6 protein-coding genes are annotated in these 9,625 nt (G+C 71.0%); 4 read left to right on the top strand and 2 right to left on the bottom strand.

The genetic code is table 11. The features are described from left to right. Positions 1 to 326 precede the first annotated feature (326 nt). Entirely contained in the window at positions 327 to 785 is a 459-nt protein-coding gene (locus tag ACIBM5_RS05580) for an RDD family protein (protein ID WP_391582724.1), read from the bottom strand. A 245-nt stretch (positions 786 to 1,030) separates the two neighbouring features. On the opposite strand from ACIBM5_RS05580, the gene glnA reads away from it, so the two are divergent. The 3 genes from glnA (at position 1,031) to ACIBM5_RS05565 (ending at position 5,689) form a co-directional block, all read left to right on the top strand. Beyond that, positions 1,031 to 2,440 carry a type I glutamate--ammonia ligase gene (glnA, locus tag ACIBM5_RS05575; protein ID WP_391582725.1) on the top strand — a complete coding sequence of 470 codons (1,410 nt, stop codon included), beginning with the start codon at positions 1,031 to 1,033 and terminating at the stop codon, positions 2,438 to 2,440. A 380-nt stretch (positions 2,441 to 2,820) separates the two neighbouring features. Next, positions 2,821 to 4,278: an MFS transporter gene (locus ACIBM5_RS05570; protein ID WP_396005540.1), complete on the top strand. Its 1,458-nt coding sequence runs from the start codon at positions 2,821 to 2,823 to the stop codon at positions 4,276 to 4,278. Between the two features lie 517 nt (positions 4,279 to 4,795). Continuing rightward, positions 4,796 to 5,689 (top strand): phosphatase PAP2 family protein, encoded by an 894-nt coding sequence (locus ACIBM5_RS05565; protein WP_396005538.1) that lies wholly within the window; start codon positions 4,796 to 4,798, stop codon positions 5,687 to 5,689. Here ACIBM5_RS05565 and ACIBM5_RS05560 read toward each other — a convergent pair. After that, positions 5,653 to 8,670: a bifunctional [glutamine synthetase] adenylyltransferase/[glutamine synthetase]-adenylyl-L-tyrosine phosphorylase gene (locus tag ACIBM5_RS05560; RefSeq protein ID WP_396005537.1), complete on the bottom strand. Its 3,018-nt coding sequence runs from the start codon at positions 8,668 to 8,670 to the stop codon at positions 5,653 to 5,655. The genes ACIBM5_RS05565 and ACIBM5_RS05560 overlap by 37 nt on opposite strands. Positions 8,671 to 8,774: 104 nt before the next feature. Here ACIBM5_RS05560 and ACIBM5_RS05555 point away from each other — a divergent pair, with 104 nt between their 5' ends. After that, positions 8,775 to 9,539, top strand: coding sequence for a TetR/AcrR family transcriptional regulator (locus ACIBM5_RS05555; protein ID WP_396005535.1), 765 nt, complete (start codon positions 8,775 to 8,777; stop codon positions 9,537 to 9,539). Positions 9,540 to 9,625 lie beyond the last annotated feature (86 nt).

Below are 9,625 nucleotides of genomic sequence, written 5' to 3'. Positions count from 1 at the left end.
AAGGGCGGCCATCGAGAACCTCAACCGCTGTGTCGAGCGGATGCTGTTCGCCGCCCCGGCCCCCCCCCCCCCCCCCCCCCCCCCCCCCCCCCCCCCCCCCCACCCCCCCCCCCCCCCCCCCCCCCCCCCCCGCGGGCGGGCCCCCCCCCCCCCCCCCCCCCCGCCGCTCTTTCCGCTGTCCTGCCGTTTCCGCCGGCGTGCCCTGCCGCGGAGGTGCTTGTTGCGCAAGGTCCTCGTTGCGGAGGGGTACTCGTTGGCCAGGTGCTCGCCGCGGACGTGTCGCGCGGTGTCACGGGTCGTCGCGCCCGCTCCCGCCGTGTTACGAACTACGCACGCACCACCGCGGTGCCGACCGCCTTGTCGTGGAACCCGCGCCCGTCCCGGTCGTAGATCGCCGGCGGGATCACCAGGCACAGCAGGAACGTGCGCACCACGACCGCGAGCGGCAACAGCGTGTCGCGAGTGACCGAGACCACCCGAATGCCCATGATGCGCTTGCCGAAGGTCCAGCCGATCGTGCTCACCAGCAGCAGGTTCTCGGCGGCGAACAGGGCGAGGGTGCCCCAGCTCGTCCCGGGGTCGTTGAGGTCGCCGCCGCCCAGGAAGGACAGCGCGATGACGTAGCAGATGCCCCAGTCGATGAGCAGGGCGATCAGCCTGCGCCCGGTCGGTGCCAATGAATTGGGCCCGTCCTCGGGCAGCCCGAGACGCTTGCCGCGGTAGCCGAAGTCTTCGCCCGCCGTCCCGGGGGCCTGGTTCCGCGATGCGGTCGTGTTCTCGTCCACCACTCCAAAGTAGACGAGCCGGGCCGATTCGCCCGCCCCGGGGTGCGCGTGGTCGGGTTGATCATGGGCATGCATCCAGGCAAGACGGGCTAGACCGTACGGGTGTGTGCGTAACATCCCGGAAACACGAGGGACACCGACGGGAAACCGCTCCCGCCTACCTTCGAGGCCTAGTGGCCACCGGGGAGGAGGCCGCTCCCCGCGAACGCAACTACCCGCGCCTGGCGCCGGGTCGAGGAGGATTGATGTTCAACAACGCCGAAGAGGTGTCGCGATACATCGCCGACAACGACGTCAAGTTCGTCGACGTTCGTTTTTGCGACCTGCCTGGCGTGATGCAGCACTTCACGGTCCCGGCGAAGACGTTCGACCCGACCGAGACGCTGGCATTCGACGGATCCTCGATCCGCGGCTTCCAGGCGATCCACGAGTCGGACATGGCGCTTCGCCCCGACCTGTCCACGGCGCGGCTCGACCCGTTCCGCAAGGACAAGACGCTCAACATCAACTTCTTCATCCACGACCCGCTGACGGATGAGGAGTACAGCCGCGACCCGCGCAACGTCGCGAAGAAGGCCGAGCGCTACCTCGCCGGCACCGGCATCGCCGACACGGCGTACTTCGGCCCCGAGGCCGAGTTCTACGTGTTCGACAGCGTGCGCTTCGCGACTGGCGCGAACGAGTCCTTCTACCACATCGACTCCGAGGCGGGCGCCTGGAACACCGGTGCGGAGGAGAACAACCGCGGCTACAAGGTCCGCTACAAGGGCGGCTACTTCCCGACCCCGCCGGTCGACCACTTCGCCGACCTGCGCGCGGAGATCTCCCTGGAGCTGGAGGCGGCCGGTCTGGAGATCGAGCGCCAGCACCACGAGGTGGGCACCGCCGGCCAGGCCGAGATCAACTACAAGTTCAACACGCTGCTCGCGGCGGCCGACGACCTGATGCTGTTCAAGTACATCGTCAAGAACGTCGCGTGGCGCAACGGCAAGACCGCGACCTTCATGCCGAAGCCGATCTTCGGTGACAACGGCTCGGGCATGCACTGCCACATGTCGCTGTGGACCGACGGCTCGCCGCTGTTCTACGACGAGCAGGGTTACGCGGGTCTGTCCGACACCGCCCGCTACTTCATCGGCGGCCTGCTCAAGCACGCCCCGTCGCTGCTCGCCTTCACCAACCCGACGGTCAACTCGTACCACCGTCTGGTCCCGGGCTTCGAGGCGCCGGTCAACCTGGTCTACTCGCAGCGCAACCGCTCGGCCTGCATCCGCATCCCGATCACGGGCAGCAACCCGAAGGCCAAGCGCGTCGAGTTCCGCGTCCCGGACCCGTCGGCCAACCCGTACCTGGCCTTCGCCGCCCAGCTGATGGCCGGCCTCGACGGCATCAAGAACAAGATCGAGCCGCTCGAGCCGGTCGACAAGGACCTGTACGAGCTGGCCCCCGACGAGCACCAGGCCGTCCCCCAGGTCCCCGGCACCCTCGCCGAGGTCCTGGACGCCCTGGAGGCCGACCACGAGTACCTCCTCGAAGGCGGCGTGTTCACCCAGGACCTGATCGACACCTGGATCGAATACAAGCGCACCAAGGAAATCGACCCGGTCCGCCTGCGCCCCCACCCGCACGAGTTCGAGCTCTACTTCGACATCTAAGCCGAAGTCCTGCTGACCTGCGGGTTCACCCCTTAGGCGGCCCGACAGGGCACAACGAGGGCACTCCCCCGAAGAACAAGGCCGTCGACCGCTGCTTCCAGAGCGCGGTCGACGGCCTTCTTCGTGCGCTCCTCGCCCGTGCTTGCTTCCGGACGAGGTCGTACATCGGGCGCCGGCGTGATCGGAGCTGCGGTTGCCTGGTCCGGAACGGCCCTGCCCCCCGCATGCGGCGGGGGCAGGGCCGATTTCGTTGCGACAACCCCGGCCGGCACATACCCCCGTGAGGTATTTTTGCTCTCGACCTCTGGCGTGTCGATACCCCCCTAGGGTATGTTCCTGATCGCTCGATACCCCCTACGCGTATCTACGGAGTGATCACCATGTCCCAACCGCAGGCGGCACCCAACCCACGGCGCTGGTCGGCGCTCGCGCTGATCGCGCTTGCCCAGTTCATGGTCATCATGGACACGTCGATCATCGGTGTGGCGCTGCCCGAGATGCGTACCGATCTCGGCTTCTCGCAGGAGAACCTGTCCTGGGTCTTCAACGCCTACGTGGTCGCCTTCGGCGGCCTGCTCCTGCTCGGCGGGCGGCTGTCCGACCTGTTCGGCGCCAAGCGCATGTTCAGCGCCGGCTGGGCCGTCCTGGGCGCCGGTTCACTCGCCGCCGGCCTCGCCGACGAGGTCTGGGTCGAACTCGCCGGCCGCGCCGTGCAGGGTGTCGGCGCCGCGCTCATCGCGCCCTCGGCCCTGACCCTGTTGATGATGCTCTTCGGCGGCAACCCCAAGGAGCTCACCAAGGCCTTCGCGCTGTACGGCGCCGCGGCTCCTGCCGGCGGTACGGCCGGCGTCTTCCTCGGCGGCCTGATCACCGAGTACGCCAGCTGGCCGTGGGTCTTCTACATCAACATCCCGGTCGCGATCCTGGCCCTCGTCGCCACCCCGGCGCTGATGCCCGACGCCCCCGCCCGCCGCGGCGGCATCGACATCCTCGGCGCGATCACCGTCACCGCCGGCCTCGGTACCGTCGTGTACGCCGTCGTCCGGGCCCCGGAGACCGGCTGGACCTCGGCCGAGACGCTCCTCGTGCTCGCCGCCGGCATCGCGCTCACCGCCCTGTTCCTGCTGCTCCAGGGCAAGCGGGCCGAGCCGCTGATGCCGCTGCGCATCCTGCGTACGCCGGGCCTCGCCGGCGCCAACCTCGCCCAGTTGCTGATGGCGGGCGCCTGGATCCCGATGTGGTTCTTCCTCAACCTCTACCTTCAGCAGGTCCTCGGCCTGGGCGCCTTCGCCTCCGGCTCCGCGCTGCTGCCGATGACCGTCGCCATCATGGTGATGATGATCGTGCTCGCTCCGCGGCTGATCGCCCGCTTCGGCCCGGCCCCGCTCGTGGTCGCCGGTCTCGCCGCGCTCGCGGGTGGCATGTTGTGGCTGTCCTTCGTCCGCGCCGACGGCAACTACTGGGTCGACGTCCTGCCCGCGTCCCTGCTCGCCGCCGCCGGCATGGCCCTCGCCTTCATCCCCTCCCTCGGCACGGCCATCTCCAGCGCCCGTCCCGAGGAGGGCGGCCTCGCCTCCGGCATCGTCAACACCAGCTACCAGATCGGCTCCGCGCTCGGCCTGGCCGCCATGACCGCCGTCGCCGCCGCACACGGCGCCCGGGAGGTCGGCAACCCCGCCGCCCTCACCGACGGCTTCTCGGCGGCCTTCCTCGGCGCCGCCGCCATCGCCGCCGCCGGCGCCCTGATCGCCGCCGCCACCCTGCGCAAGCCGGCGCCCACCGCAGCCGCACCGGCCGCCTCCGCCGACGACTCCCCCGAGCCCCTCTCGACCCACTGACCACGCCCCGGCCCGATGACCCCGGCCGAGGCCACCGACCCCACCGGAACCGAAAACGACACCGAACCGAGATCCACACCCGAACCGAGGCCGGCACCGAACCGAGATCGACACCCGAACCGACGACACCACCAGGATCGCCAACCACACCCGAACCGACGACAACACGCCGAGCGCCGCCCTCCACACCCCCGGAGGGCGGCGCTCGCACATCCGCCCCGCCCCGCGATCGCGAGACCCCGCCGCCATCCCCGGGTGCCCCACAGGGCACGAGACCCCACCCCGGCACCCCGTGCACCATCCGACGAGAAGTCCGATTCCTCCCTCCGGAGAAGGAGAAGATCACCCTTGGATGGCCCTACAGGGTGATCGGCGAAAGCACGGGCTCTGGCAGACTTGACCCATGGGGGGCATTCCGAGCCGAGAGACCATGCCGCCGTCGGGGCGACGGGTGACCGACGAAGCCGGACGGACAACCATGCAGTCAATCCCCACGAAGGCCCATCCGCGGTCTCGATTGCGTGCATATCTGAGCACGCCGCGTCGGCCGCGATTCGTGGTCGAACTCGCGTTGATCGCGTTGAGTTACTGGGTCTACTCACTCATCCGCAACGCGGTGCCCGAGCGGGAGCATCTCGCCGTGGACCGCGCCAGGCAACTGCTCGATCTCGAACATGCGCTGCACATCGACATCGAACACAGCGTCAACCACGCCGTCAACGGCGTCACATGGTTGATCGTGTCGATGAACTACTACTACGCGACGCTGCACTTCGTGGTGACCATCGGCGTCCTGGTGTGGCTCTTCCACCGGCATCCGGGCCGCTACCGGGCCGTGCGCACGGTGCTGTTCCTGACCACCGGCGTGGCGCTGTTCGGATACTTCTTCTTCGCCCTGGCCCCACCGCGGCTGCTGCCGGGCGCGGGCTACATCGACACCGTCCTGGTCCACCACACGTGGGGCTCGATGGCATCCGGGGACATGAAGAACGTCTCCAACCAGTACGCCGCGATGCCGTCGATGCACATCGGCTGGTCGACGTGGTGCGCGATGGCGATCGTGATGTTCGCCCGGCCGATGTGGGTCAAGGTGCTCGGGGTGATGTACCCGATCGCGACCCTGTTCGTGATCGTGGCGACCGGCAACCACTTCGTGCTCGACGCGGTCGGCGGCTGGATCACCCTCGCCGCGGCCTTCGGTCTGCAGTGCCTGCTGAACGGGCGCTCCGCGTACCGCTTCCCGCAGTACCCGCCGGACGATCCGCGCGCGGCGACCGAGCCCGGTGGTCGACCCGCCGAGCCCGAGCCCGAGCGCGCGCCCGCGAGTGTGGGCGGCCCGGGCGGGCCGCCCGACGACGCACGGCGCGAGCAGCCTCAGCGCGAGCCCGTCGAAGTCTCGTCCTCGCCGTAGAACACCCGCTCCACCACGACCCGGGCGAGCCGGGTCACCCGGCGGTACTCCTCGATCAGGCTGCCGGTCTCGTCCGACGGGTGGCCGAGCAGCCGGGCCACCCCGCCCAGCTCGCGCACATCGGTCGGGAAGCTGTCCGAGGACCGGCCGCGCACGATCATCACCGCGTTGCGCACCCGGGTGGCCCCGACCCACGCGTCGTCCAGGATTTGTGCGTCGTGTCCGTCGAGCAGTCCCGCGTCCCGGGCCGCCGCGAGGCCCTGCCGGGTGCCGGTCACCCGCAACGCGGGCACGGCGTGCGCGTGCCGCAGTTGCAACAGCTGGACCACCCATTCCACGTCGGCCAACCCGCCGCGCCCGAGCTTGGTGTGCGTGGTCGGGTCGGCGCCGCGGGGCAGCCGCTCGGACTCGATCCGGGCCTTCATCCGGCGGATCTCGCGCACCTGGGCGTCGTCGATCCCGCCCCACGGGTGCCGCAGCGGATCGACCATGGTCAGGAACCGCCGACCCAGGTCGGCGTCCCCGGAGGTGAAGTCGGCGCGCAGCAGCGCCTGGCTCTCCCACAGCTTGGACCAGCGCTCGTAGTACGCCCGGTAGGACGCCAACGTGCGTACCAGCGGGCCCTGTCGCCCCTCGGGCCGCAGGTCGGCGTCGATCAACAGCGGCGGGTCCGTGGACGGGATCTGCAACAGTCGGCTCACCTCGTGGCACACGCTGTGTGCGGCCCTGGTCGCGGCCTCCTCCTGCGCGCCCTCGATCGGTTCGTGGACGAACATCACGTCCGCGTCGCTGCCGTAGCCCTGCTCGTAGCCGCCGAACCGGCCCATCGCGATGATCGCGATCCGGGTCGGGATCGGCCCCATCGTGCGCTCGCACGCGTCTATCGCGGCCTGGAGCGCGCCGGTCAGCGTCGCCGCGTTGACATCGGTGAGCGCCTTGCCGATGGCATCCACGTCCAGCCGGCCCAACACGTCGGCCGCGACGATCCGGAACAACTCGCGGCGACGCACGCTGCGCGCCGCCTGCACCGCGCTCTCCGGCCCCGGCGCACGTCCCACCGCGGCCAGGATCTCGGTCTCCAGCGCCGCCCGCGAGCGCGGCCGCAGCCCGTCCACGTCGCCGAGTATCGCCACCGCCTCGGGTGCCCGCAGCAGCAGATCCGGCGCCAACCGCCCGGACGCGAGCACCCGGGCCATGTACTCGGCCGCCGCGCCCGACGAACCCGCCCCGGAGTCGCGGAGCAGGCGCAGGTACCAGTGCGTGTTGCCGAGCGCGTCGGAGACCTGTCGGAAGGCGAGCAGCCCGGCGTCGGGATCCGCCGAGTCGGCGAACCAGCTCAGCATCACCGGCAGCAGCGTGCGCTGGATCGAGGCGCGCCGGCTGACCCCGGACGCGAGCGCCTCCAGGTGGCGCAGCGCGGCGGCCGGGTCGGCGTACCCCAGGGCCTCGAAGCGGGCCCGTGCGGCCTCCGGGGTCAGCCGCTGCTCGCCCGCCTTGAGCCGGGCGACCGCGTCCAGGAGCGGCCGGTAGAACAACTTCTCGTGCAGTCGGCGAACCTCCACCGTCTGCTGCTTCCAGGCCTTCTCCAACTCGCCCACCGGGTTGGCGCGCATGCCCATCGAGCGGCCGATCCGGCGCAGTTCGCCCGGGTCGGTCGGCATCAGGTGGGTGCGGCGCAGCCGGAAGAGCTGGATCCGGTGCTCCAGCGTGCGCAGGAAGCGGTACGCGGCGTCCAGCGCGGCACCGTCGTCGCGGCCCACGTAGCCGGCCGCGGACAGCGCGGCGAGCGCGTCCAGGGTGGCGCCGCAGCGCAGTGCCGGATCGGACTTGCCGTGCACCAGTTGGAGGAGTTGGACCGCGAATTCGATGTCGCGCAGGCCGCCGGGTCCGAGCTTGACCTCGCGCTCCACCTCGCGTGCGGGGATGCTGTCCACGACGCGGCGGCGCATCGCCTGCACGTCGGCGACGAAGTTCTCCCGGCGGGCGGCGGTCCACACCAGCGGGGACACGCTGTCCAGGTACTTGCGGCCCAGCGCCGCGTCGCCGGCCACCGGGCGGGCCTTGAGCAGGGCCTGGAACTCCCAGGTCTTGGCCCAGCGTTCGTAGTAGGCGAGGTGGCTGGCCAGGGTGCGGGTGAGCGGGCCGTTGCGGCCTTCCGGGCGCAGGTTGGCGTCCACCTCCCAGATCGAGCCCTCGATCGTGGTCGCCGAGCAGGCCCGCATCAGCGCGCCGGCCAGCCGGTTGGCGGCGGCGACCGCGACGCCCTCGGGCACGCCGGGGGGCGCCTCGGCGACGAAGACCACGTCGACGTCGCTGATGTAGTTGAGTTCGCGTCCGCCGCACTTGCCCATGCCGATCACCGCGAGCCGGCACTGCTCGGCCTCGACCGGGTGTTCGCGCCGGACCAGGTCGAGCGCGGCGTCCAGGGTGGCGCCGGCCAGGTCGGCGAGTTCGGTGGCCACGGTCGGCTCGTCGGCGCTGCCGCACACGTCGCGGGCGGCGATCGAGAGCAGGCAGCGCCGGTAGCCGATCCGCAGCGCGTCCAGGGCCGGGTCGCCGCGCAGGCCGGCGGTGGCGGTGGTGAGTACGGCGTGGAAGTAGGCCGGTGTGGGCCGGGCGTCCTGCACGTCGTAGGTGACCAGGGTGCGCCAGTCGTCGGGGTGGCGCGCGAGGTGGTCGCCCAGGGCCGCGCTCACGCCCAGGACGCCCAGTATCCGGTCCCGGAAGGGCTTCGCCGAGGCGAGTGTGGACAGCAGGACGGAGCGGTCGGCGGCGGCCTCGGCGAGCCGGACCAGGCCGAGCAGCGCGAGGTCGGGGTCGGCGGTGGCGGCGAGCGCGTCCAGGAAGAGCGAGTCGTCCCCGGCGCCGAGCAGTGCCGGGTCGCGCAGGTGGCGCGCGGCGGCCGCGATGTCGGTGAAGCCGAGCCGGACCAGGCGCCCGTCGGTGGCCGCCGGTTCGCGAGGCTGATCCACAGAGGTCACCGGCCGAGCGTATCCGGTCAAACGGCTGATCGATCAAGAACGGAACTGGGAATGTGGACGCGCCGCACGGGGCTCGCCGAGCCCCCCGACCGCGGCGAACTCGAATGCGGCGCGCCCTTGCCCGGTGGCGGACGACGATTCCACTCTGCGAGCCGTCCGTCCCACGGCCCGAAGAGGCCTCCGTAGCAACGAGCCGCCATACGCCACCGTACGGAACGTCACCCTACGTTAGCGTAGGTGCCATGCGCAACGGTGTTCCCTCGGAGAGGGTTCAATCAGACGACGAACCGGAACGGCCCGCTCGCCCCGGCCGCCGCACCCTCAGCCGAGAGGACTGGGCTCGGGCCGCCCTGGAGGCGATGCGAGAGGGCGGCCTGGGTGCGGTCGCGGTGGAACCCCTCGCGGAGAGCCTCGGCACCACCAAGGGCAGCTTCTACTGGCACTTCAAGGATCGCGACTCGCTCATCCAGGCCGCCCTGGAGCGCTGGATGGCCGAGTCCGAGGAACTGATGGCCGCGGCCGAACGCATCGAGGATCCGGCGGAGCGCGGCCGTCGGCTCACCGAGTACGCCTTCACCGCACCCAGCGGTGCGGACATCACCACCACGCTGCTGATCCACGCCCAACACCCGGTGGTGGGCCCGATCCTGGAGCAGGTCACCCGCCGTCGCCTGGAGTTCGGCGCCCGCCTCACCGAGGAACTCGGTCTGCCCGCCGACGCCGCCTACCGGCACGCGCTGACCGCGCTGACGATGACCGTCGGCATCGCGTTGATCCGCCGGGGTGCGCCGCAACTGCTGCCCCAGGGCGAGGACAAGGACGCCTACGTCCGCTACATCCTGGAACTGCTCGGCCCGCCGATGACGTGAGCACCCGCGCGCTGCCCGACGACGAACGGCCCGACCCCACGCCGGGGTCGGGCCGTTCGCGTCGCGCTCGCCCTCGGGCGACGGGT

This window comes from Embleya sp. NPDC050493 (assembly GCF_044458105.1).
Taxonomy (GTDB): domain Bacteria; phylum Actinomycetota; class Actinomycetes; order Streptomycetales; family Streptomycetaceae; genus Embleya.
The sequence above is the reverse complement of the archived record's forward strand: the minus strand, read 5'-3'. Positions and strand labels throughout refer to the sequence as shown.